The 24878-nt window shown below is 35.2% G+C and carries 27 protein-coding genes; 10 read left to right on the top strand and 17 right to left on the bottom strand.

What is annotated here, in order from left to right; translation table 11 throughout:
- Window positions 1-56 precede the first annotated feature (56 nt).
- From DMB95_RS01130 to acpP, 5 genes are all read right to left on the bottom strand, one after another.
- A complete protein-coding gene (locus DMB95_RS01130) occupies window positions 57-1229 on the bottom strand; it encodes a DUF2972 domain-containing protein (RefSeq protein WP_142930553.1) in 1173 nt (390 codons plus the stop codon).
- A gap of 56 nt (window positions 1230-1285) precedes the next feature.
- Window positions 1286-1693, bottom strand: coding sequence for a hypothetical protein (locus tag DMB95_RS01125; RefSeq protein ID WP_142930552.1), 408 nt, complete (start codon window positions 1691-1693; stop codon window positions 1286-1288).
- A gap of 197 nt (window positions 1694-1890) precedes the next feature.
- Window positions 1891-2829: an acetyl-CoA carboxylase carboxyltransferase subunit alpha gene (locus DMB95_RS01120; RefSeq protein ID WP_137632698.1), complete on the bottom strand. Its 939-nt coding sequence runs from the start codon at window positions 2827-2829 to the stop codon at window positions 1891-1893.
- Complete coding sequence (locus tag DMB95_RS01115; protein ID WP_142930551.1) at window positions 2830-4044, bottom strand: beta-ketoacyl-ACP synthase II; 1215 nt, start codon at window positions 4042-4044, stop codon at window positions 2830-2832. It abuts the gene before it with no gap.
- 50 nt (window positions 4045-4094) lie between these two features.
- Window positions 4095-4331: an acyl carrier protein gene (acpP, locus tag DMB95_RS01110; protein WP_137632700.1), complete on the bottom strand. Its 237-nt coding sequence runs from the start codon at window positions 4329-4331 to the stop codon at window positions 4095-4097.
- Between the two features lie 241 nt (window positions 4332-4572).
- Here acpP and DMB95_RS01105 point away from each other — a divergent pair, with 241 nt between their 5' ends.
- The 4 genes from DMB95_RS01105 to DMB95_RS01090 all read left to right on the top strand — a co-directional run bounded on the left by DMB95_RS01105 (window position 4573) and on the right by DMB95_RS01090 (window position 9079).
- Complete coding sequence (locus DMB95_RS01105; RefSeq protein WP_142930550.1) at window positions 4573-5736, top strand: exo-alpha-sialidase; 1164 nt, start codon at window positions 4573-4575, stop codon at window positions 5734-5736.
- Window positions 5733-6344, top strand: coding sequence for a hypothetical protein (locus DMB95_RS01100; RefSeq protein ID WP_142930549.1), 612 nt, complete (start codon window positions 5733-5735; stop codon window positions 6342-6344). The genes DMB95_RS01105 and DMB95_RS01100 overlap by 4 nt, the downstream gene beginning before the upstream one ends.
- The gene (locus DMB95_RS01095; RefSeq protein ID WP_238386816.1) at window positions 6341-8347 is read left to right on the top strand and encodes an LTA synthase family protein; all 2007 of its coding nucleotides are present in this window, start codon (window positions 6341-6343) and stop codon (window positions 8345-8347) included. Before DMB95_RS01100 ends, DMB95_RS01095 begins: the two co-directional genes overlap by 4 nt.
- A gap of 66 nt (window positions 8348-8413) precedes the next feature.
- Window positions 8414-9079, top strand: a complete 666-nt coding sequence (locus DMB95_RS01090; protein WP_142930548.1) for a TenA family protein — start codon at window positions 8414-8416, stop codon at window positions 9077-9079.
- An 83-nt stretch (window positions 9080-9162) separates the two neighbouring features.
- Here DMB95_RS01090 and DMB95_RS01085 read toward each other — a convergent pair whose 3' ends face one another.
- Window positions 9163-9684, bottom strand: coding sequence for a hypothetical protein (locus tag DMB95_RS01085; RefSeq protein WP_142930547.1), 522 nt, complete (start codon window positions 9682-9684; stop codon window positions 9163-9165).
- 100 nt (window positions 9685-9784) lie between these two features.
- Between DMB95_RS01085 and DMB95_RS01080 the strand changes: the two genes are divergently transcribed.
- Window positions 9785-10051, top strand: coding sequence for a helix-turn-helix domain-containing protein (locus tag DMB95_RS01080; RefSeq protein WP_137632704.1), 267 nt, complete (start codon window positions 9785-9787; stop codon window positions 10049-10051).
- 22 nt (window positions 10052-10073) lie between these two features.
- Here DMB95_RS01080 and fabG read toward each other — a convergent pair whose 3' ends face one another.
- Both fabG and gpmI read right to left on the bottom strand, forming a co-directional pair.
- Window positions 10074-10817 (bottom strand): 3-oxoacyl-ACP reductase FabG, encoded by a 744-nt coding sequence (gene fabG, locus DMB95_RS01075; RefSeq protein WP_137632705.1) that lies wholly within the window; start codon window positions 10815-10817, stop codon window positions 10074-10076.
- A gap of 47 nt (window positions 10818-10864) precedes the next feature.
- On the bottom strand, window positions 10865-12343 hold the full coding sequence (gene gpmI, locus DMB95_RS01070) for a 2,3-bisphosphoglycerate-independent phosphoglycerate mutase (RefSeq protein ID WP_142930546.1): 1479 nt from the start codon (window positions 12341-12343) through the stop codon (window positions 10865-10867).
- A 77-nt stretch (window positions 12344-12420) separates the two neighbouring features.
- Between gpmI and mraY the strand changes: the two genes are divergently transcribed.
- The 3 genes from mraY (at window position 12421) to DMB95_RS09520 (ending at window position 14985) form a co-directional block, all read left to right on the top strand.
- On the top strand, window positions 12421-13482 hold the full coding sequence (gene mraY / locus DMB95_RS01065; protein WP_137632707.1) for a phospho-N-acetylmuramoyl-pentapeptide-transferase: 1062 nt from the start codon (window positions 12421-12423) through the stop codon (window positions 13480-13482).
- A 9-nt stretch (window positions 13483-13491) separates the two neighbouring features.
- Window positions 13492-14700: a UDP-N-acetylmuramoyl-L-alanine--D-glutamate ligase gene (gene murD / locus DMB95_RS01060; protein WP_142930545.1), complete on the top strand. Its 1209-nt coding sequence runs from the start codon at window positions 13492-13494 to the stop codon at window positions 14698-14700.
- A gap of 144 nt (window positions 14701-14844) precedes the next feature.
- Entirely contained in the window at window positions 14845-14985 is a 141-nt protein-coding gene (locus DMB95_RS09520) for a hypothetical protein (protein WP_162056657.1), read from the top strand.
- Between the two features lie 98 nt (window positions 14986-15083).
- Here DMB95_RS09520 and DMB95_RS01055 read toward each other — a convergent pair whose 3' ends face one another.
- The 6 genes from DMB95_RS01055 to ndk all read right to left on the bottom strand — a co-directional run bounded on the left by DMB95_RS01055 (window position 15084) and on the right by ndk (window position 18480).
- Window positions 15084-15518, bottom strand: a complete 435-nt coding sequence (locus tag DMB95_RS01055) for a hypothetical protein (protein ID WP_142930544.1) — start codon at window positions 15516-15518, stop codon at window positions 15084-15086.
- A gap of 69 nt (window positions 15519-15587) precedes the next feature.
- Complete coding sequence (locus DMB95_RS01050; RefSeq protein ID WP_238386840.1) at window positions 15588-16568, bottom strand: beta-ketoacyl-ACP synthase III; 981 nt, start codon at window positions 16566-16568, stop codon at window positions 15588-15590.
- Window positions 16558-17544 carry a phosphate acyltransferase PlsX gene (gene plsX / locus DMB95_RS01045; protein WP_137632711.1) on the bottom strand — a complete coding sequence of 329 codons (987 nt, stop codon included), beginning with the start codon at window positions 17542-17544 and terminating at the stop codon, window positions 16558-16560. Before plsX ends, DMB95_RS01050 begins: the two co-directional genes overlap by 11 nt.
- Entirely contained in the window at window positions 17545-17691 is a 147-nt protein-coding gene (gene rpmF / locus DMB95_RS01040; RefSeq protein WP_137632712.1) for a 50S ribosomal protein L32, read from the bottom strand. It abuts the gene before it with no gap.
- Between the two features lie 16 nt (window positions 17692-17707).
- Complete coding sequence (locus tag DMB95_RS01035; protein ID WP_137632713.1) at window positions 17708-18067, bottom strand: DUF177 domain-containing protein; 360 nt, start codon at window positions 18065-18067, stop codon at window positions 17708-17710.
- Window positions 18067-18480: a nucleoside-diphosphate kinase gene (gene ndk / locus DMB95_RS01030; protein WP_034905851.1), complete on the bottom strand. Its 414-nt coding sequence runs from the start codon at window positions 18478-18480 to the stop codon at window positions 18067-18069. Before ndk ends, DMB95_RS01035 begins: the two co-directional genes overlap by 1 nt.
- Window positions 18481-18662: 182 nt before the next feature.
- Between ndk and DMB95_RS01025 the strand changes: the two genes are divergently transcribed.
- Together DMB95_RS01025 and flhB are read left to right on the top strand one after the other, a co-directional pair.
- The gene (locus DMB95_RS01025; RefSeq protein ID WP_142930542.1) at window positions 18663-19259 is read left to right on the top strand and encodes a peroxiredoxin; all 597 of its coding nucleotides are present in this window, start codon (window positions 18663-18665) and stop codon (window positions 19257-19259) included.
- Between the two features lie 133 nt (window positions 19260-19392).
- The gene (gene flhB, locus DMB95_RS01020; RefSeq protein ID WP_142930541.1) at window positions 19393-20472 is read left to right on the top strand and encodes a flagellar biosynthesis protein FlhB; all 1080 of its coding nucleotides are present in this window, start codon (window positions 19393-19395) and stop codon (window positions 20470-20472) included.
- A gap of 205 nt (window positions 20473-20677) precedes the next feature.
- Here the strand turns inward: flhB and motB are convergent, their stop codons facing one another.
- The 3 genes from motB to polA are packed head-to-tail and all read right to left on the bottom strand — an operon-like array spanning window position 20678 to window position 24858.
- A complete protein-coding gene (motB, locus tag DMB95_RS01015; RefSeq protein ID WP_142930540.1) occupies window positions 20678-21415 on the bottom strand; it encodes a flagellar motor protein MotB in 738 nt (245 codons plus the stop codon).
- A 12-nt stretch (window positions 21416-21427) separates the two neighbouring features.
- Window positions 21428-22201 (bottom strand): flagellar motor stator protein MotA, encoded by a 774-nt coding sequence (gene motA, locus DMB95_RS01010; protein ID WP_142930539.1) that lies wholly within the window; start codon window positions 22199-22201, stop codon window positions 21428-21430.
- A 17-nt stretch (window positions 22202-22218) separates the two neighbouring features.
- Window positions 22219-24858 carry a DNA polymerase I gene (polA, locus tag DMB95_RS01005; protein ID WP_142930538.1) on the bottom strand — a complete coding sequence of 880 codons (2640 nt, stop codon included), beginning with the start codon at window positions 24856-24858 and terminating at the stop codon, window positions 22219-22221.
- Window positions 24859-24878: the final 20 nt, after the last annotated feature.

The raw sequence follows: 24878 nt of genomic DNA, 5'->3' as shown, positions 1-24878 counted from the left end.
TTTTATTAAAACTAGCTTGATTTTTACCAAGTTTGCTTTAAATTTTTATATGTGCTTTAATCTTTTTTATCCAACTCCTCACACATTTTTTCAAATTCATTATAATACTTCCAAGATTTAAAAAAATGCGAATAATGTTCTTTAATATAGCTATATTCTTGATCTAAGGTTTGTTTAACCGCTTTACGTTCAGCTTTATTTTCTCTTAAATATTCTAAAATTTGCTCGCAAGTTATTAAGTTTGAAACTATTTGCTTATCATTTTCAATCAAAGCTTTAATATAGCCTTGAATATAAGCTTTGCTAGCATTCATAAGTTTTTCATTAAGTTTTAATATTTCATATTCTGCTTTTTCTATACATACTATCAACTCCCTATCATTAATGATAATCTTTTGATCTAAAATTTCTTTACTTATATCGATATAGCCGCTTTGAAGCTTAGCTTTAAGCTGTAAATAAACCCCTATGATGAAGCTTATACCGTCTTCTTTTTGAAATGATTGCAAATTTTGACTTTGATTTTTTGCATTTTTTGTAAAAACATTATTTAAATCATCTTCATGAGCATATAAAACAACAGGCAAAGTTGCCAAACGCCCACTAGAAGCTACGCTAATTTTTTCTTTAAAAATAGCTTCATCTTTTGGGCTTTCAAAGCCAAATTTTAAGGCTAAATTTTTAAAAGTTTTAAAGGCTTTATCAGGTTTTATATCGTTAAAATCTATGCAAATGACTTCTTTGATGAAGTGTTGCCATTGTTTGATTTTAGTTTGAAAAGCTAGGCGATGGACTAGGTTTTTAATGATAATTTTAGGCTTTTCATTATTTGATATAGCATAATTCATCTTTGGAAAAAGCTTGGTATAATCGCAAGTTAAATTGAACTTTTTCATTAAAGGATCAATATGTAATTGCCCTGTATGATTGACAATAACTCTAATCATTTCTATAATATCTCTAGCAACAAAAAGCAGAGGAACTTTTTCATCGATGAGATAGGGTAATTTAGACTTAGCCCAAATACCTTCATTGATACAACAAAGCGTTAATGCACAAAAATTATTTTTATCTTGTAAGACTCTATAATAATATGCAAATTTATCCTTATCCAAAGTCCAGTGAAATAAGGTTTTCACCTTACAATAATTAAAAAATTTTACCATAGCCTCAGAACCACTTGATCCAAAGGTAATATAAGTAAATTTATATCCTTTAGGCAAAGCCAAATTCAAATCCCAAGCTATTTCAGCTTCTATATCAACATAGCTTAAAGATTCATTTATTAATGCCTCCCCCCATTTTGGGTTTGTAAAAGTTCGCAATCAAGCAAAGGAGGATAAGGATGTTTAGTATCAAGGTATTTTTCTTTAAATTTAGCTGAAGCTAACCAATTTTGGATTTCTTCTAAATGCATAAAGATAAAATACAAACTTGAAGGGGCTATATGCTTAAATGAAAAAGAAGCTCTTTGAAAAAGAATAGCATTCACATTCTGAAAATACTCAAAAAAAGCTCTTATTTCTTCCCTAGAGAGAAAAAATAAAGAAGAAGGCTTAATGTCAAGAATTTTAAATTGAAGTTGCGTATTTTTAGGCAGTCTTTTTAAGCCTTTGTAAATAGTTTTACTTTTTTTAAAAGCACTATAAGTATGAGCAAAAAAAAGATAAAGAGTGTGAATTAAGCTAAACATTAAAACACCCTTTGCAAATTTGGTATAAATAAAGAAGCTAAAGAGAAAGAAAAAAGACTTTGTTTGAAGAAAGATTGTTTAGAGTTTGATACTCCACCCCCCTAGAAACATACTTAAGCAAAAGTTAAAAGAATTCATTTAAGACCTTATTTTTAAATATGGAGCAAAATTTGTGTATAATACAAATACTCCAAAGATCAAGCTTCTTCAAAGGCACCCAAAGAAAGAATCTTTTGCATTCTACTTGCAACGAGTTCTTTTTTGTTTGTGTTTTCAAGTTCTTCTAGGGCTTTGCTTACATAAGTAGCGATATTTTTTGCAGCGATTTCTTTGTTTCTGTGGGCTCCATTGATACTCTCATCAATCACTGCATCAATCAAGCCTTGAGATTTAAGATCATCAGCTGTTATTTTAAGGGCTTTGGCAGCTTGTTCGCTTTTGGCTGGATCGTTCCAAAGTATAGCCGCACAGCCTTCAGGAGAGATGACAGAAAATACAGAGTTTTTCATCATCGCCAAACGATCAGCTACACCTATGGCTAAAGCCCCGCCACTTCCACCTTCACCTATAACTACAGCAAGTGTTATGGTTTCTAAGGCACTCAGCTCATATAAATTTCTAGCTATAGCTTCGCTCTGTCCTCTTTCTTCAGCTCCAATACCCGGATATGCTCCCGGGGTATCGACAAGAAAGAGTATAGGTAAGCCAAATTTTTCAGCCAATCTTGCGGCTCTTAAAGCCTTTCTATAGCCCTCAGGGTGAGGCATACCAAAATTTCTAGCGATTTTATCTTTTGTGCCTCGCCCTTTTTGCTCGCCGATAATCATAAGCTTTTTTCCACCAAGATAGCCTATAAAACACACTATACTTGGATCATCTCTAAAGGTTCTATCGCCGTGAATTTCATAAGCATCGCTGAGTAAAAGCTCGATATAATCAAGCGCATAAGGGCGATCAGGATGACGAGCTAGTTGGAGGCGTTGAAAGTCGCTTAAATTTTTATATACCTTAGCAATTTCTTTTTCTAAATTCTTCTTAAGTATATTTACAGCGTCGATATCGCCTTTAATCTGAGCATTAACAATATCATCATCAATTTGTTGAATACTCTTTTCAAAATCCAAATACGCAGCCATTTAATCCAACTTTTTAAAAATCACCGAACCATTTGTGCCACCAAAGCCAAAAGAATTGCTCATTACAGCCTTGAGTTCAGCTTTCTTAGCTACATTTGGCACATAATCTAAATCACAATCCTCATCTTTGACAAGTTGATTAATAGTTGGTGGAACTATGCCAGCATTTAAAGCCATCAAAGAAATCACAGCCTCCAAAGCTCCAGCCGCACCTAAGCAGTGCCCAAGCTGTCCTTTTGTAGAGCTAATTAGCGGAATATTAGCACCAAAAAGCTCTTTAATCGCTGCTGTTTCATTTTTATCATTTGCTGGAGTTGAAGTGCCATGTGCGTTGATATAATCTATCTTTATGCCCCCAGCCATTTTCAAGGCTTTTTGCATAGCGCGAAGCGGTCCATCAAGGCTTGGAGAAGTGATATGATGAGCATCTCCACTTTCGCCATATCCCACAAGCTCGGCATAAATTCTTGCCCCTCTTTTTTTGGCTGCTTCGTATTCTTCAAAAACCAAAGCCGCAGCACCCTCACCCATCACAAAGCCATCTCTTTCTTTATCAAAAGGGCGTGAGGCGTGCTGTGGATCATCATTTCTCGTAGAAAGAGCTTTCATCGCCGCAAAGCCACCTATACCCACAGGGCAGATTGTTGCTTCAGCGCCGATAACTAGCATTTTTTCAGCATCGCCTAAGGCTATACTTTTATATGCTTCAGCAATGGCGTGAGTTGAAGCCGCACAAGCTGTAACGCAGGCTATATTAGGTCCTTTTAAGCCGTGTTCTATCGAGATCACTCCACCTAGCATATTTACTAGTGCAGAAGGCACAAAAAAAGGTGAAATTTTTCTTGCACCTCTTTCAAAGCAGGTAACTGAGTTTTTTTCTATATTTGGCAAACCACCTATACCAGCACCAGAAACGACTCCAAAGCTTTCTTTATCCAAATTCTCATCAAAGTTTGCATCACTCATCGCTTCTTTGGCAGCTTTTATGCCAAGCTGTATAAAGCGATCAAGCTTTTTTACTTCCTTAGGATCAATCACTTCTAAAGGATCAAAACCCTTTACTTCAGCTGCAATTTGCACGGGAAATTCGCTTGCATCAAAAAGCGTGATCTTATCTACACCGCTTTTGCCTTCGCAAATCGCCTTAAAAGAACTCTCTTTGTCTAAGCCTAAAGCATTGATCATTCCAATGCCCGTAACTACAACCCTTGCCAAATTTTACTCCTTTTAATTTACAATCTTAAAATTTTTAAGATAAAATTAAATTATTTTGACAAATGTTCGTCTATATATTTTACTACATCTTCGATTTTGATGAGTTTTTCAGCATCGCCATCTGGAATTTCAACACCAAATTTTTCTTCTAAAGCCATAATAAGCTCAACCACATCTAAAGAATCAGCCCCTAGATCTTCAATGATTTTAGATTCTAATTTTACAGAATCACCATCTACACTTAATTGCTCTACAACGACACTCTTTACATCATCAAAAGTTGCCATTTTTTCTCCTTTGAAAAATTAAAATAAAGCGTATTTTATAATAACTTTGCTTAAAATTGCCAAATATTGATATTTTTTTTGCTATTTTTACATTTAAAGCCTATTTATATGTTTGATTTGACTTTTATAAAAGTGCAATGATAGGCGTTTTAAGGATAGATTTAAACACAATATGACATAAATTTAAGTTCTTTTTGCTATACTTTAAAACTTAAAATACAAAAATGGAAAAATTAAATTTATGATAAAAAAGAGTGTGTTATTTCGTTTTCTTGGTTTTGTTCTGCTTGGCATTTTTTTGCTTATTCTTGGTTTTTATCTAAGGCATAAAACAAGCATAGAAAATGTATTCATAAGCGTGCCTGAAGCAAATAAAACACAAAGTGCAAAAACAAAGCAAATTTTTCTTATCAATCCACCTGAAAAAAGCGCGCATTCAAGCTCGCTTGTAGATACTCAAAAAGGGCTTATGCTCGTCTTTTTTGCTGGCTCAAGAGAAGGACATAAAGATGTAAAAATTTATCAAAGTTTTTTTGATGCTATAAAACAAGAATGGAGTGAGCCAAGAGCCATTTTAAACGCAGAAGAACTCTCTCATCTTAATCACAAATTTATCAAAAAGCTTGGTAATCCTGTCGTTTTTAAAGATAGTCAAAATCGCGTGCATTTTTTCGTCGTAGGCGTGAGTCTTGGGGGTTGGGCGACGAGCAAAATTTATCAATTTGTTTTTGATGAGAGTCTTGAAAAGCTTGTGTTTAAGCAAGAATTGCAACTCTCAGCCTTTGCAAATTTTTCTCATCTTGTAAGAACGCCTGCGTTAATCTATGAAAATGGAGCATTTGCTCTGCCTATATATCATGAGCTTATTGACAAATATCCTTTAGTCGCCTTTTTCGATCAAGAAGGAAAATTTTCTCACACTAAGCGTTTGAATTCGCTTAAAGGACAGCTTCAGCCAAGTATTGTTGCTTTAAATGAAAGTCAATGTCTAGCCTTTTTTCGCAACTACAAAAACTATGAAAACACAGCCTTTATGCAAACTTGCTCTTTAGGTGCAAAAGAGTGGCAAGAACCTTTTAAAAGCTCGCTTAAAAACTATGATAGCTCAAGTGTTTTGAGTGTTTTTAAAGATCAAAACGCTAAAACACAAGTTTTGCTTTTGCATAATGATGGTGAGAAAAGCACGCGTTCAAGGCTTTCTTTATATCATCTTAAGGACGCTAGCAAAGGCGAATTTGTGCGTTTGCTTAGTCTTGATGAGGGCGAGGAATTAAGCTATCCAGCTGCGATGATAAAAGATGAAAATTTATATATCAGCTATACTTTTAATCGCCAAAAGATTAAAATTCAAAAGCTTGATTTATCTTATCTACAAAATTTGCTTGAATTTGAGGGCGAAAAATGAGTGCTTTATCCAATGCTTTTTTAGTTTTTACGGCTTTGTTTTATTTACTGAGCTTTTTTACTCTAAGCAAAAGGTTAAAATACACTCTTTTGCTGGTATTTTTTATCCTTGCTTGTTTGCCTTTTTATGAGAGACATTACTCTTTTATCACGCTTTTGTATTCTTTTTTTGACACTCCAAGTTTATTTTGTGTGCTTTTGTGCGCACTTTTTGTATTTAGGGGTTTGAGTAAGGATTTTTCATTTGATTTTGATATATGCAAAGCCGACACAAAAAAGGCGTTTAAGCACCCTTTACAGCAAGCTTTAAGCTTTGCTTTGATCTTTTTTGCCTCGCTTGTTGTCTTTTTAGGCGAGTTAAATTTAATCCCTTTTGATCTGTATCATAGCTCTTATTTTATGCAAGCTGGCTTTGTTTTGCTTTTTTTAGTGCTTTTATTTTTATGTAATCAAAGCTATGCTTTTTTAGCTTTAATCTCGCTTTGTGGCTTTGTATCTGGCTTTAGCGGGCTATTTGAAAGCTTTGTTGATATATATCTTTTTTTATATAGTTTTGCATTTTTGCTCGTTTTTTCTTTACAAATTCTTTATAAAAGACTGAGACAATGAAATACAATTTTAGCTTTAAAATCCTCGTGCTTCGCTCTTTGATCTTTATGATCTTTTTATACGCAGTATTCTTATCTTTAAGAGTGCTTTTTATCAGCTTTTATTTTTCTGCTGTAAAAGAAGCAAGTTTTGATGAGTTTGTGTTGGCTTTTCATAATGCTTTTTGGTATGATGGGCAGATCATTGGTGTGCTTAGTGCGCTTTATTTTGTGTTGGCTTTATTGTTTAAAAACCGCTTTTTTGTGCTTGAAATTTATACTTTTTTGGTGATTTTGGTTAGTGTTTTTGTGGTGGTGGCAAATATAGGCTTTTATGAAATTTATGCAGATATGTTTAATGCGACTTTGCTAGGACTTATCTTTGATGATAGAGCTGCGATTTTAAAAACAGCTCAAAGTGGGGATTTTAATCTAGGTTTTAAAATCCTACTTTGGCTTATCTTAAGTTTTGCATTTTATCTTTTGCTAAGACTTTGTTTTAAGGCTTTACAAAGACATTGCAAAACTTCTTTTGCAAGCTTTAAATTTGTAAAAAATAGCGCGCTTTTTCTACTCTTTTTCTTTTGTGCTTTATTTGCTATCAACGGACATTTTGGCTTTAAGGGCATTTCTTTAGGAAAAGAGCTTGTGCCTGTGGAAAATGCTTTTTTAAGAAAGCTTAGCGTAGGAAGTTTTAGAGATCTTTTGTATGTGTATAAGGGCTATGTGAAAATTTTTAATTCTAAATTTAGCGATTATAATGATGAAAGTGTGCTTGAAGCAACGAAAAATTTCTTTAAGCTTGATAGCAATGAAACGCGATTTGATCTAAGTAAGCTTTTAGAAAAAGAAGTGCAGGGCAATAATCAAGCACAAATCAATCATATCTTTTATATCATCGCTGAAAGCTTGAGTGAGTGGCATTTTGATGAGGAATTTAAAGAGCTTGATTTGATGCACAATCTTAACGCACTCATTAACGATAAAAAGGCTTTTAAAGCCGATATTTTTATCCAAAATGCACCCGGAACTATCAAAAGCCTTGATGTGCAAATTAGCGGGCTTTTTCAGATTGAAATTCCTTTTAATCTTAGTGTTGGCAAAAGTCCTGTTTTTAAAACTTCGCCCGGTTTTATCTTTAAGGATTTAGGCTATAAGACGCGTTTTTATTATGCAGGTTCTGGCACTTGGCAAAAGATCGATGTTTATACAGCTTCACAAGGCTTTGATGAAATTTTATATAATACTCAAATCATTCAAAATGCTAAAGAAAAAGGGGCTAAAGCTCCTTATGCTAATGCTTGGGGAGCGTTTGATCATTATACTTATGATTTTGTTAAAGATTATACGCTTAAAAACAAAGATGAAAAAAGTTTTTCTATGATACTTACAACCTCGTATCATCCACCCTATGATCTGCCTTTAGATGAATTTGACATTCCTTGGCAAAGAATTGATACTTTTGTTAATACACATAAAGAAATTACGAACAAAGAACTTGCAAGAAAGGTGTTTTCACACATTTATTATCAAGATCAAATGATTGCAAAATTTATTAATGAAACCTCAAAAATCCTACCTGATAGCCTTTTCATCATCACAGGTGATCATTATGATATGAAATACCCTTATCCACTTGCTTCTATAAAAACAAGTAATTCTATCCCTTTGATCGTGTATTCGCCAAAACTACAACCAAAGGTGCTATTTAAAGCTGGCTCTCATCTTGATATCACGCCAACCATAACAGAGCTTGTCGCGCCAAAAGGGTATAAATTCGCAAGTTTTGGGCAGAGTTTATTAAGTAACGATAAAGCGGTAAAGATAGGACAAAAAGAGAATTTGGGGTATTTTGCTGTGAGTAATGATCGTTTTATTTATGATGGTTTTAAGCTTGAGTATTTTCAAGATAAAAAGGCTTTGGATGATGATGAAAACGAGGCAAAAGAGCTTTTTAAACAGCTTCAAAGAGCTAAGGCATTAAGCTGGTGGATTTTTACAAAAGGCTATGAAGTAAGCGAATAAATTTAGCTTGTTTTTAGCCTTTTTGATTTAAAATACCTCTTTTATCTTAAAATTTAAAGGACAAATATGCTTTTTCAAAAACTACTTGAAACAAATGCTAAAGAATGGGACGCTTATTTGCACCATGACTTTGTCAAAGAGCTAGAAAATGGCACGCTCAAACAAGAAAATTTTTTGTTTTATCTTAAGCAAGATTATATCTTTTTGATTAATTATGCTAAGGCTTTTGCAAGACTTGCCTTAAATGCCAATACAGCCAAAGAACTTCGTTTTGCGATGAAATTTCAAAACTATATCGTAGATGGCGAGCTAGAACTTCACAAAAGCATACTTGCTCTTGGCATAGAAGCTGATAAATTAAGCGTAAAAGATGAAAGTTTCACCAATATCGCTTATACAAGATATGTGTTAAGCGTGGGCGATAGTGGGGACTTTTTGGATATGCTTGTGGCTTTAAGTGCTTGTGCAACAGGATATGGCTATATAGGCAGGGAAATTTATGAGCGTTTGGGTGATCAAGGACTTGTCAATCATCCTTATAAAGAGTGGATTTTAACCTATGCGGGCAAGGAATTTCAAGCTGAGGTAAAGGATTTTGAAGACTTTGTAAATAGCTACACAAACGCCGTTGATGAGTGTAAATTTAAAAAACTCAGCGAAATTTTTAACACCACAACACGCCTTGAAACAGCCTTTTGGCAACATGCTTTAACTTTGCAAATGCAAATTTAGAAGTTTTTAAGGTTGTTTGTTAAATCAAATTTGAACTTTCAAGAGCAATAAGAACTCTTGAAAGTCTTTGTAAAATTATTTCTTTAGTTAATTCTTTGAAGTTTTGATTGTTGCTCTAAGCTCAACTCCTCAAGTAGGCTGATAGTGATTGTGTCGCCATCGCTTGTTATATTACTTCCTTCGGCTTCTAGGATATACACTGCACCGGTAATTGGATCTACAACAAGCCAGCCAAGCAAGCCACCAAAAATTAAATTTCCAGCTATATACCAACCACTTACCCTATGAGTAATATTAAATTCTACATCTTTGTAACCCGGCTTACTCACTAATACTTTATATTCTTGTGGGGTGAAGTATCCTCTACCTCTTTCAAGAGTAACACTTGCTGGAGTGGTATATTTACCTATGCTTATGCCTCCGCTAGTTTTAATCTCTATAGAAGCCGAGCTTGGATTTGACTCAAAAGTCATTTTTTGAGTTGTTCCATTGATGATAGTAGAGCAGGCACTTATACCTATACCTAGCGTAGCGAGAGCAAAAAATTTGGCAATTTTTCGCATACTAAAAATACTTCCTTTAGGTTGCATAGTTGAATTTGACATTTTTTCTCCTTGTGAATAAAATTTATTTCACTCTAATATAATAGAGTGAAATAAAATTATAAACAAAATACACTTAATAAAAACTTATAAAAGTGAGTGTATGAAAAAAGAGAATGAATTCAGCGAGATTAGGCAAGATGAGATTAATAATTTTCATCTTTTAATCGCTCAAAATGTAGCAAAAATTCGCAAAGAAAAGGGGTATTCTCAGCTTGATTTAAGCTTAAGTATGGGATATAAAAGTGTTTCATTGGTTGCTGGTGCTGAGGCTGGATATAAAAATATCCACTTTAATTTAGAGCATTTGTATAAAATCGCTAAGATTTTAAAAGTGGATATTTGTGAGTTTTTTAAGGGCGAAATTTAAAGCAACTTGGCTTTAAATTTGCTTACATATATAATCCGCCGTTGATTTTTATAGTATCGCCTGTGATATAACTTGCATAATCACTCAACAAAAAGGCTACGACATTTGCCACTTCTTCAGGCTCGGCAAAACGTTTTAAAGGGATATTTTCTTCATAGCTTTTTTTCACCTCTTCACTTAAGCCTTCTGTCATATCGCTTTTTATAAAGCCTGGTGCAACGCAGTTATAACGTATGTTTCTGCTAGCTGCTTCTTTGGCAAAGCTTTTTGTCATAGCGATCATTCCACCTTTGCTTGCAGAGTAATTTACCTGCCCGGCATTTCCCATTTCACCAACTATAGAAGCGATATTAACCACGGCTCCAAAACGTTTCTTACTCATCACTTTAAAGGCTTCTTTTGAGCCTAGAAAAGCTGAATCAAGGTTGGTATTAACGACTTTGTTAAAATCATCTAAGCTCATTCTTAGAGCAAGATTATCATTTGTTATACCAGCATTATTGACAAGATAGCTTAATTCTCCATCGCTTTCAATGATGGCTTTTATACCAGCGCTAAACTCAAGCTCATTGCTTGCATCAAAGCAAATCACAGCTGCATTTGCTCCATTTTTCACAAGTTCATCTTTTAAAGCATCAGCAAGTTCTGGCTTTGAGCGGTAGTTAATCCACACTTTTAAGCCAAAACCAGCTAAAACCTTTGCAATGCTTGCTCCTATGCCCTTGCTCGCTCCAGTGATTAAGACATTTTTTCCACTAAATTTCATATTTTTCCTTTTTGAAAGTTTTTGCAATTATACTTGTCATTAGTTAATCAAAACAAAGCCTCATTCATCTCATCTGGCTTTGTTATATCCATGATCTTAAGCACGCTAGCTGCAAGGTTGCTTAAGCCCATGCCTTCTTTGAGCTTATGCACTCCTAAAGCTTCCACAAAACAAAATACATCAAAAGTTGTGTGATTGGTAAGCTTATTACCCATTTCATCTTGCATAGCTTCACAATTTCCATGATCGCTTGTGATAATAAAAGCGTATTTATGCTCTCTTGCCTTTTCTATGAGTTTTCCTAAGCACTCATCTACAGCTTCAACAGCCTTTACACAAGCTTCAAAATCGCCTGTATGTCCCACCATATCGCCATTTGCAAAATTTACCACGATAAAATCCTCGCCTTTTTCAATGCCCTTTAACACCCCATCAAGCACCTCATAAGCACTCATTTCAGGCTTTTCATCATAGGTTTTTACCTTTGGACTTGGCACTAAAATACGGCTTTCATTAAGCACTAATTCTTCCTTGCCACCATTAAAAAAGAAGGTTACATGAGCGTATTTTTCAGTTTCAGCGGTATGAAGCTGGCTTAAATTCTCTTTTGCTATGGTTGCGGCTAGGGTATTTTCTATCTTTTCTTTTTCAAAGAGCACGGGCAGATTAAAAGTATCATCATACACCGTCATAGTAAGGATTTTTTTGATGATACAAGAGCGATCAAATTCTTTAAAATCATTGCTATTTAAGGCAAGCACAAGTTGTTTCATTCTATCGTTTCTAAAATTGATTAAAATCACACCATCATCAGCTTCTATGCCCTTAAAATCAAGCGTGCTTACAGGCTCGATAAACTCATCACTAATGCCCTTTTCATAGGAATTTGCCACATAAGCACTTAAGCTTTGCACCTTTAAAGAGTGCCCAAAAAGCGTATCGTAGTATTTTTTCACTCTTTCATAACGTTTATCTCTATCCATAGCAAAAAACCTGCCCCCAAGCGTGCCAAGCTTCATTTCTTTGTTTTTTGCAAAACGTTCTAGCTCCTTGATAAACTCAAGCCCACTTGTTGGTAAAACATCGCGTCCATCAGTAATGGCGTGTAAAATCACTTCTTTTCCTTGATCTTTGCAAATTTCAGCCACAGCATTAAAATGATTTAAATGTGAATGCACGCCTCCATCGCTATAAAGCCCTATGATATGCACTTTTTTGCAAGTACTTAAAAGCTTTTCAAGCTCTTTTGAGTGCTTTAAAGTATCTTCTTCTATAGCTTTGTTAATACGCACAAGATTTTGATAGATAATGCGTCCGCTTCCTATACACATGTGTCCTACTTCACTATTACCCATTTGCCCTTCTGGTAAGCCTACAGCTAAACCGCTTGTTTTGATAAGTGTGTGAGGAACTTCATGAAAAAGTTTGTCATAATTTGGCTTTTTTGCCTTTGCAAAAGCATTATAATACGAGCTTTCATTATGTCCTATGCCATCTGTGATGACTAAAATACATTTTTGTTTCATTTTTACTCTTTTATAAGGAAATTTTAGGGCAGATTTTACTATAATTTTGCTTTCAAAAAGCAAAAAAGGCAAAAATTTTGTATTATCTTTCTTATTTTAGCGACTATGCTTTCTTTACTTATATCAGCGTGCGTTCTGGCTTTGCGTTTTTTATCAGTTTGTGTTTATCTTTGTTTTTAATGCCAAAATTTATCAAATGGGCAAAGGCTAAAAACGCCAAACAGCCTATCTATGAATACGCCCCAAGCTCTCACAAAAGTAAGTGCGAAACGCCAACTATGGGTGGTTTGGTGTTTATTTTTGCAACTTTAGTAGCAAGTTTGTTGTGTGCTAAGCTTGATAGTTTGCTTGTGATGATGGCTTTGCTTGTGCTCTTTCTTTTTTGTGCCATTGGGCTTGTTGATGATCTAGGAAAGGTGCTTAAAAAGGACAATCACTCAGGCTTAAGCCCAAGAGCAAAGATGTGTTTTTTAATCTTAGCAGCCTTTGTTTGTGTTTTGCCTTTGTATCTAAGTTCTGCCTTATCTACTGAGCTTTTTGTACCTTTTTATAAATATCCGCTTTTTGATATGGGGGTTTTTGCTCTTGCTTTTTGGGTGTTAGTGATCATTTCAAGCTCAAATGCTGTAAATTTAACAGATGGGCTTGATGGACTTGCAACCGTGCCTTCTATCTTTTCTTTGACAACCTTAGCTGTTTTTATGTATCTTAGTGGCAATATCATTTATAGTGAATACCTCTTTTTGCCTAAGATTGCAAATTTAGGCGAGGTTGTCATCGTGTGCTGTGCTTTAATAGGTGCTTTAATTGGCTTTTTGTGGTATAATTGCTATCCAGCACAAGTATTTATGGGCGATAGTGGAAGTCTAGCTTTGGGCGCGTTTTTGGGGTATTTAGCTATCATCTCAAAAAACGAGTTTTTGCTCCTGCTTATAGGCTTTGTCTTTGTGCTTGAGACTATTTCTGTGATTTTGCAAGTAGGAAGCTTTAAAATTTTTCACAAAAGAGTGTTTAAAATGGCACCTATTCATCATCATTTTGAAAAGATAGGCTGGGTAGAAAATAAAATCATCGTGCGTTTTTGGACTATAGCCTTGCTTGCGAATTTACTTGCTCTTGCGACGATTAAACTTCGCTAAGGAACTAAAATGAAAATTTCACTTTTTGGATACGGCAAGACAAATAAAGCCATAGCACAAGAGCTTTTTGATCGTTTTGGAGCTTTTGATATTTATGATGATCATTTTAAGGGCGAGGCTAAAGATGAGTTTGGAAATTCTTTGCTTGAAAATAGCCTTTTTGATCCTTTAAAAAGCGAGCTTGAGATCGTAACGCCAGGCTTTTTGCCAAATCACGAGCTTGTTTTAAGAGCTAAGCATTTAACAAGTGAGTATGATTTTTTTTATGATGCTATGCCAAAAAGTGTGTGGATCAGCGGAACAAATGGCAAAACTACCACCACACAGATGGCTGGGCACCTTTTAAGCGATATAAAAGCCCAAATAGGAGGCAATGTAGGCACACCACTAGCCAAGCTTGATCCTTATGCGAAGCTTTGGATACTTGAAACCTCATCCTTTACTTTACACTATACCCACACAGCTAAGCCTGAAATTTACGCACTTTTACCTATCACTGAGGATCATCTTTCTTGGCATGGCTCTTTTAAAGCCTATGAAAAGGCAAAGTTAAGCGTGCTAGAACGTATGAATGAAGGCGATGTAGCCTTGCTTCCTGAAAGTTATGCAAAAACGCCAAGCAAAGCCTATATCATCAGCTATAAAGATGAAGTTGATCTAGCAAGTAAATTAAACATAGACATTCAAAAAGTAAGTTTTAAAAGCCCTTTTTTACTTGATGCCATTATGGCTTTAAGCATAGAAAAAATCTTACTTGATCGCATAAGTTATGAAAAAATCAATAGCTTTAAGATAGAAGCACACAAGTTAGAAGAGCTTAAAGACAGCCAAAATAGACTTTGGGTTAATGATACAAAAGCCACAAATTTAGACGCTTGTTTAATGGCTTTAAAACGTTTTGAGGGTAAGAAAATTCATCTTATCATAGGAGGCGATGATAAGGGCGTGGATTTAAGTGAGCTTTTCAAAGTTTGCGAGAAACAAAAAATAAAGCTTTATATCATAGGCTTAAGCACTCAAAAACTAGCTATAAAAGCAAGTGAGTTTAAGCTTGAGTTAGAGCAATGCTATGAACTCAAAACAGCGGTAGAAAAAATTTCAAAAGAGCTTTTAAAAGATGAAGTGGCTTTACTTAGCCCAGCTTGTGCTAGTCTTGATCAGTTTAGCTCTTATGCTCAAAGAGGTGAGGTATTTAAGGAGCTTGTGAGGGCTTTGTGATTTGAAAAATAGCTTGCTTTGTTTTATATCTTAAAAAGCAAGGAATTTTAATCCCCCGCCTGTAAATTCGTTTCCTTCTAAAACCCTAATGTCAATTCTTTGACTAAGCTTTATACATTCTACAAAATAGAATAAAAGTAAGTAATGGATAAAGCAAGCTTTAAAATTCCAAGTCAAATGCTTTCGATTACAAAACGATCTACTTTAAACATACCAAATAATACGCCGCTAACCCAAAAAGTGCATTCAGGCTATAAATTCAAGCATGTTGAGTTTAAGGCTTAAGTCTTTGCTTTCTTTCTTATCTCGTAAAATCTTTAGTTTAAAAAAACATTTGGCAAATAGTCTTTATAATGAAATAAAAACTTATTACAATCCACAGCTTATACTTTCTTGCTTTCCTCTAGGGCTTGCATGATTTTTTCGTGATTATTTTTTCTTAAAATTTTACCAGCCTCTACCATACTTGTCACCCATAAAGCTGTAGGGATAATTGTAGTAAATTTATCTAAAACAGAACCTGGCTCTACAAAAAGTGATGCAATTATTATATTAACAATCGTAATTCCAAGCCAAATAAAACCTAATTTTTTAGCTCCAGCCATAAAAAAACCAACACCAAAAGCTCCAAATAAAAAGCTTCCTATCCAAAAAGTCAAGGTAGGACTACCAAGCTTTGATAAAGCGATTCTACTTACAAAATCCCTTTTTTGCCCTTCGTTTAAAGCCTCAAATTTTTCTTTTATATCAGTAAAAATAAGAGGATTTTTTCTTGGTAATTTATTTTGTAACGACATTAAAATGGTGCTTGTATCCATTGTTTTCTCCTTTTTTTAAAAAAATAAGAATTGCATTATATCAAAAAATGTATTTTCAAAGTTAGAAATTTAAGAAAAGTTTTTTCCGCCAAAATAAAGTAGAGCAGAGCCCCACACAAAGCCACCGCCAAAGGCATCAAGCAAGATCAAATTTCCTTGTTTGAGCCTGCCTTGCTCGTAGGCTTCATTCATCGCCATTGGTATGGACGCTGATGAGGTATTGCCGTATTTTTGCACGGTTAAGACGCATTTATCATCGTTAAAATTAAGCCTTTCTTGCACGGCTTTGATGATTCTTAGATTAGCTTGATGAGGTATGAAAAGGTCTATTTTGTCGGGGCTGATTTTGTTTTTAGCAAGAATTTCAACAACATCATTTTGCAGCATTTGCACGGCGACTTTAAAGACTTCATTACCTTTCATTTTCATAGCCAAAGGCGAGCAAAGGCTTGATTTTTTGGCTCTGTCTATCTTTAAAAGCTCGCCGTATCTGCCATCACTTGCTGTATGCACATCAAGTATAGGATAACCTTCATCTTTGCCAATCACTGCTGCGCCAGCTCCATCGCCAAATAAAATGCAAATACTTCTATCCTCATAGTCCATTACTGAGCTTGTTTTTTCAGCTCCCACGATAAGCACATTTTTCTTTGCTCCACTTTCAACGAGTGAGCGAGCCACTTCAAGCAAGTATATAAAACCTGCACAGCCCGCACTTATATCAAAGGCTGTAATATTTTTCAAACCTAAATTTGAAGCGATAACACACGCTGTTGAAGGCATAGTAAAATAATCCGGACTTAAGCTTGCAACGACTATAGCATCGATATCTTTAGGCTTTAAATTTGCTCTTTGAATGGCTAAAATCGCAGCTTTAGTGCCTAGATCGCTTGATTTTTCATCATCTTGAGCGATGTGCCGTTCTTTGATACCGGTTCGTTTTTGTATCCATTCATCTGAAGTATCGATGAGTTTTTCTAAGTCCTCATTGCTTAAAATTTGCTCAGGTATATATGCGGCGATACTTTTAAGACTGGCTTTATTTGTCATATTTTGCAAGCTCATCTTCTATGACTTTGTTGATGTTTGATTCGCTAAAAAGCAGGGCTTGAAGCATAGCGTTTTTAATCGCTCTTGCGTCGCTTTTTCCGTGTGAAATGATCACACAACCATTTATACCAAGTAAAGGAGCTCCGCCGTATTCTTGCCAATCAATATGCTTTTTAAGTTTTGAAAAAACACCTTTCATCAGCATAGCTCCAAGGCTTGCGAGTAGGGATTGTTTAACTTCGCTTTTTAAAATTTTAAAAATAGCTGTTGCTGTGCCTTCACAGGCTTTTAAGATCACATTGCCACTAAAGCCATCACATACTAACACATCAATGCTGCCATTGAAAATATCTCTACCCTCAGCATTACCAACAAAGCTTTCAAGTCGTTTTAAGAGCAAATGGCTTTCTTTGGTAAGTTCATTTCCCTTTGTTTCTTCTTCACCATTTGAAAGTAGGGCGACTCTAGGTTTGGCTATATTCATCAGCACCTTAGCATAAGCTTCGCCCATAACGCCAAATTGAAACAAATGCTCACTTTTACAATCTACATTCGCTCCAACATCTAAAAAAAGCGTCTTAGAATGTGTGTTTGGCATAAGTGTGGCTATGGCTGGACGCGCTACATTTTTTACGCGTCCTATACGCAAGGTTGCTAAAGACATAGTCGCTCCACTATGTCCTGCTGAAACGACAGCTTGAGCTTTTTTTTCTCGCACAAGCTCAACAGCCTTATAAATAGTGCTTTGTTTGTGTTTTAAAGCTTCAGTTGCGCTTTCTTCCATAGGAAAAATTTCATCAGCTTGTTCAAAGCTAATGTATTGCATAAGATCGTTTGGGATAAGAGGTTTTAAACGTTTTTCATCACCGACTAAAATAGCTTTAAAAGCTTTTTCACGCAAGGCTTGCACCAAACCTTGCATAATAGGCTTTTCGCCATAATCTCCACCCATTGCATCAACAGCAACGCTTATCAATTAGTATTCCTTGGTTACAGGATTGACTCTATGAGGCATTTTAAAGCTGCCATCTTTGTCTTTGATAGGCTTTGCAAGCTCTATTTTATAGTGAGTTCTGCGTTTTGCAGCTCTGGTTTTGCTCACTCTTCTTTTAGGAACTGCCATTGTCTTTTTCTCCTTTTTAAAATTTATTTTTGCATTTTTGACAATAAAAATAATCGCTCAAATAACTCTCAAGCTCACTTATAGCAAGCTCAAGCAAATCAATTTGTCCGTCAAAAAACTCAAGTGTGTCGCTGAGTTTATTATCTTTGTCTTTGAAAATTCCATCACTTAAAAAAAGCTTTAGATTTTCATCGATGTGAAGCTCAAGTTCTTCCCCGCATGAATCACAAGGTCTATATACAAAGCCTTGCATATTCATCTTAAGTTCAGCTAAATTTGGCTTTGTCTTTGTAAGCTCTCCTTCAAAGATCATATTTTCAAGGTTGAGCTTAAAAGGATAAGCGGTTTGATTAAGCCTAGAAAAAGCGATTTTCATTAAAGAATTTCATCTTCTTTGAAAAAGAACTTGATCTCATTTTGAGCATTTTCCAAGCTATCGCTACCATGAACAGCGTTTGCGTCTATACTTTGGGCAAAATCAGCTCTTATAGTGCCTTTTGCAGCTTCTTTTGGATTGGTTGCTCCCATCAATTCTCTGTTTTTTAAGACGGCATTTTCACCTTCTAAAACAGAAACAACAACAGCACCACTTGTCATAAATTCAACCAAATCTTTAAAAAAAGGTCTCTCTTTGTGGATAGCATAAAATTCAGCAGCTTGTTCTTTGCTGAGTTTTAGCTTTTTAAGAGCAGCTATTCTTAAGCCATTTTTTTCAAAACGAGCAAGAATTTCGCCTATAACTCCCTTTTTAACAGCGTCTGGTTTGATAATGGAAAGCGTGCGTTGCAAAGTGTTCCCCTTGAAATTTATCAATTTCTAGCCTTATGCTAAAAAGTGAAATTATAGCAATTTTTTTTTAAAAAAGATTTAAAACAAGCTGTAAAGAAGTGAAAAATGAGTTTTTAGTTTATTTTAAACATTAAATGATATAATTTCATTGCTAATAAAATTTATTATCTAGGAGAACAACAATGATCGTAACCAAAAAAGCACCAGATTTTACAGCTGCTGCAGTTTTAGGCGATAACCAAATCGTTGAAGATTTTAATCTTTACAAAAATATCGGCGAAAAAGGTGCCGTAGTTTTCTTTTACCCAAAAGATTTTACCTTTGTATGTCCGTCTGAAATCATCGCTTTTGATAAAAGATATAAGGACTTTAAAGCAAGAGGTATTGAAGTGATTGGTATTTCAGGTGATAATGAGTTTTCACACTTTGCTTGGAAAAATACCCCAGTGAATGAAGGTGGTATAGGACAAGTGCAATTTCCTCTTGTAGCTGATTTAACAAGAGAAATCGCAAGAGGCTTTGATGTGCTTTTTAATGAAGCTGTAGCTCTTCGTGGTTCATTTTTACTTGATAAAGATGGCACTGTCCGTCATGCAGTGATCAATGACTTGCCACTTGGTAGAAACATTGATGAAATGATAAGAATGGTTGATACTATGCTTTTCACAAATGAACACGGCGAAGTTTGTCCAGCTGGCTGGAATAAAGGCGATGAAGGTATGAAAGCTAATCCTAAGGGCGTGGCTGATTATCTAGGCAAACACGGAAAAGATTTATAAGCTCTTTTTAAGCCTCTGTAAAAGGAGGCTTTTGCTCTTTAAACTCACAAAATCTACACTTATAAAGCAAATTCTTTATAAAACTACTTAAATTATGTTAAAATCCACTTTATACTTTCCATAAAGGCAAAAAATGGCAGCTGATGATCAAGAAAAGACAGAAGAAGCGACGAGTAAGAAGATAGAGGATGCCAGAAAAGATGGCAATGTCCCAAAGTCTCAAGATGCCGCTGCAGTGGTAACCTTGATCGTCGGCGTTGTTGTAGTGCTGTTTTTGGTGGGCTTTTTGGGCGAAAGGATTATGAACTTATATCGCTATTATCAAAGTTTTATCGGTGTGGAAATTGATATTAAAATTTTACAAGCCATTACTATTAAAACGATTTTTGAAGCTGTGATTATGCTTTTGCCTATAGTTTTAAGCATTATGATCGCTGGGGTTTTGGGAAATTTAATGCAATTTGGCTTCATTTTTACCACAAAGCCCATAACGCCAAATCTTAGCAAAATCAATCCTATCAAAGGACTTGCGAATTTATTTTCCTTAAAAAAAGCTGTAGAGTCCGTTAAAATAGTGCTTAAAGTCGGCATAGTGTTTAGTATAGCTTTTGTATTTTTACTTCAGTTTATGACAGAACTTCCTCGTGTCGAGCTTTATGATATAGTTTCTCAGCTTTATTGGCTACGAGAAAAGGCTATCATCTTGGCTGCTATAGTGATCATCGCCTTTTTTTTGATAGGAATTTTAGATATTCTTTTGGTGCGTTTTCAGTATTTTAAGGGTTTGAGAATGTCTAAACAAGAAGTTAAAGATGAATACAAGCAAATGGAAGGAGATCCACAGGTTAAAGGACGTATTCGCCGTTTGCAAATGGAAGCAGCTCGCAGACGAATGGTGCAAGATGTGGCTGGGGCTGATGTGGTGATTACCAACCCTACCCACTATGCTGTAGCTTTAAGGTATGATAATAGCAAAGAACCAGCTCCTAGGATAGTAGCTAAGGGAGTGGATTTTTTAGCGTTAAAGATCAAAGAAATCGCTTATGAGCATAAGGTTTTAGTCTATGAAAATCCACCTCTTGCAAGAGAGCTTTATAAGGTTTGTGATGTGAATGATCTTATCCCAAAAGAGCTTTTTAGGGCTGTGGCTGAGGTTTTAAGCTTTGTTTATACCTCAAATAAGCAAAAATACGGCGATCGTTTGAAAGGTTAAGCGTAAATTTATATGCATTTGTGAGAAGCAAGAGAAAGCACGAAGCAGATGGTTTTTGCTACATGCTTAAGATGGATCTTGCAATGACAAATTTTCTTACTAGAATTAAAAAATAAATACGAGCATACAAAGCACAAAAATTCACTTTTTCATAGTCTCATCTGTCTTTGTAATTTACACGCAAAGCACTTATATTCTTTTAATTTCAATTACCTTGAAAGTTTTTAAGATTTTCAAGCACTGATTTTTGCGTTTGTTCATCGCTTGTGTCGATTTTATAATAAATTTCAACTCTATTATTTTCAAGTGAGCTTGCATCGTTGTTTAAAGGATTGTTTAAACCAAAGCTTTTCAGGCTGATATTTTTTACATTCACTCCACCATTTATAAAAAACTCCGCCACACTTTGAGCCCTTTCATACGCTAAAGCAAAGCTTCTTTGGGCTGTGTCGCTATTGTCTGTGTAGCCTTGAATTTCGATCTTGACTTGAGGTGGTTGCTGTAAAGAAAAGTCGATCATATATTTTAAAAAGTCTTGAATGTCAGCTGAAGTGATTTGTGCGCTTCCTCTTTCAAACTGCACGCGAGCTGGTAGATGAAGGGCGACTTGATTTTCGCTTTGATCAAGAGCAGCTTTAAGTTTTTGTATAGTTTCTTGTTGCGTCATAGTAAGGGCTTTTAGAGCTTCGATTTGATCTTGAGGTTGTTTTGAAGCACCTTGAAATCTTTGTTGATTTTGACTTTCTTGTTCTATGGTATGACTTGGTGTGAAGTCAAAGATTTTGACAAATTCAGTTTTTAAGGCTTCTACTTTGGCTGGATTGCTTTCGCTAATCGCCCAAAGTGCGATAAAAAGTGCTAAAAGCAAGGACAAAAAGTCCGCATACGGCACAGCCCATTTTTCGCCTGCTGGGCATTCTGGACATTTATGTTTTTTAGCCATTTTTATCCTTTATTATTTTTCAAATTGTGAAATTCGCACATCGCCATGACTTAAGAAATTAAAAAGTTTAGCTTCTAAGTCTCTTGGGTTGGCTCCTTCTGCTATACCTTTGATAGCTTCAGTGATCACTCTTTGTTCTTTAACCAAATCCATGCCATTAGCTCTCATTTTATTGCCCCAAGGTGAAAAAAGAGCGTAAGAACCAAAGATACCCGTAACCGTTGCTGTAAAAGCTCCTGCGATACCAAGCGCCATTTCTTGAGGATTGTCAAGTTTTTGTAGAGCTAGCATAAGCCCCATAACCGCTCCAACAAGTCCCATTGTAGGACAAGTTTCGCCAAAACGTATCCAATACTCACCGCACTCTTTATAATGCTCTTCAAGCTCTTCAGTTTGAATTTCCATTGTTTCTCTGATCTCATCAAAGCTTTTGCCATCAACAAGCATCATCAAGGCATTTCTTAAAAAATCATTTTCTATATCATTTGTTTTTGATTCAAGGGCGAGTAAGCCATCTCTTCTTGCGATGATTGAAAACTCAATGAGCTGAGCTATCCTTTCGCCGAGATTAACCTTTGCACCGGTAAAGACGATTTTAAGTTCGCTAAAAGCAGCTTTGACGATTTTTTTATGTGTTGCTGTCATCGCACAAAACGCAGCTGTTGGGATCACGATAAGAACGGAGCTAAGATGTATAACATGTAAAGGGTTTCCACCCTCTAAAATATCGCCCACAGAAATACTTGCTGTAGCGAGTATCATACCTAGTATCGTTGTTAAATCCATATCCTATACTCCTTTTTTTACTTTAAATCACCCCAATTTTTCGCAATGCTGGCTGAGGTTTTTAAATTAACTTTTAATTTTACTATATTTTGCATAATATTTTGAGCAAAATCGCTAAATTTTTCTACAAATTCATCTTTTACCTCAAAAATAAGCTCATCATGAATTTGCAAAATGAGCCTTTTTTCATCATCTAAGACTTTAGCAATCTCAAGCATAGCAAGCTTGATAATATCAGCTGCTGAGCCTTGAAGTATAGAATTTACGCTTTCTCTTTCAAACATAGCTACTTGCACAGCTTTAGCATCAGTAAAATTAAAATACCGCTTCCTCCCACTAAGCGTGCTGATAAATCCAACTTTTTTTGCTTCGCTTTTTACCTTTTCAAAATAGCTTTTTATGCTCGTAAAATTCTCAAAATACCGCTCTATATAGCTTTTAGCAAGTTCAGCTTTAATGTTTAAATTTTGACTTAAAGTTTTATAACCCATACCATAAATCAGCCCAAAATTAATGCTTTTTGCAATACTTCTTGTTTCATAATTACTCTCACCAAAGATCATAATTGCTGTTTTTGCGTGTATATCTTCATCATTTGCAAAGGCTTCTAAAAGCTTTTGATCCTCACTAAAATGAGCCAGCATTCTAAGCTCGATTTGTGAATAATCTATGCTTAAAAAGCTAAAGCCTTTCTCAGCCACAAAGCAGGTTTTATAATCTTTTGCGTATTGTCCGTGAGCTGGTATGTTTTGTAAATTTGGCTCTTTTGAAGAAAGACGTCCTGTAGCGGTGCCAGTTTGTAAAAAACTTGAGTAAATTCTTGATTTTTCATCTTTTAAAGCAAGTTTTAAAAGCGGCTCACAATAAGTTGAATAAAGCTTGGCTAGCTCTCTGTAAGCAAGGATTTTGCTGATACAAGGGTGCTTATCAATAAGCTCATTAAGCACTTTTTCATCGGTTGAATACCCTGTTTTGCCCTTTTTGCCACTTGGCAATTTAAGCTTTTCAAAGAGTATATCGCCAACTTGTTTTGGCGAGTTAAGGTTAAATCTATCCTCACAAAGTGTGTAGATTTCCTCACTTAGTGCTTTAATGTCTTTTTCAAAACGACTCATTAGCACTTCAAGGCTTTGCGTGTCAAGCTTGATACCATTTTCTTCCATCATCATAATGACTTTGATAAACTCAAATTCACTCTTAAAAGCCAAATCTAAAAGCTTTGGTTCTAAATTCTGTAAAAAATACAAATAAAATCTCAGCGTAATATACGCGTCCTCAGCAGCATATAAACATGCTTTTTCAAGCTCTACACTTGCAAAGCTTTCACCTTTTTTAACAAGACTTTCAAAATGCAAGGTTTCATAATCAAATAATCTTTGGGCTAAATCGTCCATATTCACTCTTAAGCTTGGATTAAAAAGCCACGCTAAGATCATAGTATCAGCATATTTTACTGGGGGTAAAAGATCAAAGTTTTGCTTGATGATCTTAAAGTCAAATTTAAGGTTATGTCCTACCACAAAATGCGTAAAAATCTTTTCTATAGCCTTTTTTGCGCTTAAAAGTGAAATTTGAGCTGGCACACCAAGATAAGAATGAGCTAAAGGCACATAAAATGCCATTTGCTCGTTCATGCAAAAACTAAAGCCCACGATCTTCGCACTTTTTGTATCAAGTCCTGTTGTTTCAGTATCAAAAGCGATAATGCTTTCTTCATCAAGGCTTTGTAAAATTTCAAACAATTCATTTTCATCAAGGATCAAACGAGCTTTAAAGCCTAAATTTTTGTCTTTATTTTCTGGACTTTGGCGAAGTTTTTTCAGCAAAACATTAAGCTCGTATTCTTCAAGTATATCAAAAACTTTTAAAAGTGGCTCATCATCTGGATAGAAAGCATTTTCAAGCAAATTTGCAACTTCTAGATTTTCATACAAAGAGGCAAGCTTTTTGCTTAAAAAAGCGTTTTCTTTGCCTTCTAAAAGCAGTTTTTTGCTTCTTTCATTGCGAATGAGTGTAAGATTTTCATAAATTCCTTCCAAAGAGTTAAACTCATCAAGTAAGGTTTTTGCACCCTTTGCACCTATGCCTTTAACACCGGGTATGTTATCTGAAGTGTCTCCACAAAGGGCAAGAAAATCTTTGATTTGAGAGGGCTTGACGCCGTATTTTTCAACGCAAGCAGCTTCATCATAATCATTTTTTGAAATAGGGCTATAAATGCTGACTTTATCATCTTTGATAAGTTGATATAAGTCTTTATCCTGCGTAACAATACGCACAAAAATGTCTTTATTTTCACATTCTTTTACCATAGAAGCGATGATGTCATCAGCCTCATACCCTTCGCGAGAAACGCTTAAAAAGCCCATTTTTTCGATCATTTCAATGCAAATTGGGATTTGTTCTAAAAGTTCAGGTGGAGGCGGGGTGCGGTTGATCTTGTAGTTTGGATCGATTTGAGAGCGGAAAGTTTTGCCCTTGCTATCAAGTGCAAAGATGATATAATCACTCTTGTGTTCGTTTTTTAAGCTATAAATAAAATTTGCAAAACCAGCTACCATACCACTTGGTTTGCCTTCAGAATTTCTAAAGCCCTTTAGAGCATAAAACAATCTAAAAAAAAAGCCAAAAGTATCAATAATCGTTAAAGTTTTCATATCCTTCTTTCAAAAAAATA

Source organism: Campylobacter sp. MIT 12-8780, from assembly GCF_006864535.1.
Taxonomy (GTDB): Bacteria; Campylobacterota; Campylobacteria; order Campylobacterales; family Campylobacteraceae; genus Campylobacter_D.
The sequence above is the reverse complement of the archived record's forward strand: the minus strand, read 5'-3'. Positions and strand labels throughout refer to the sequence as shown.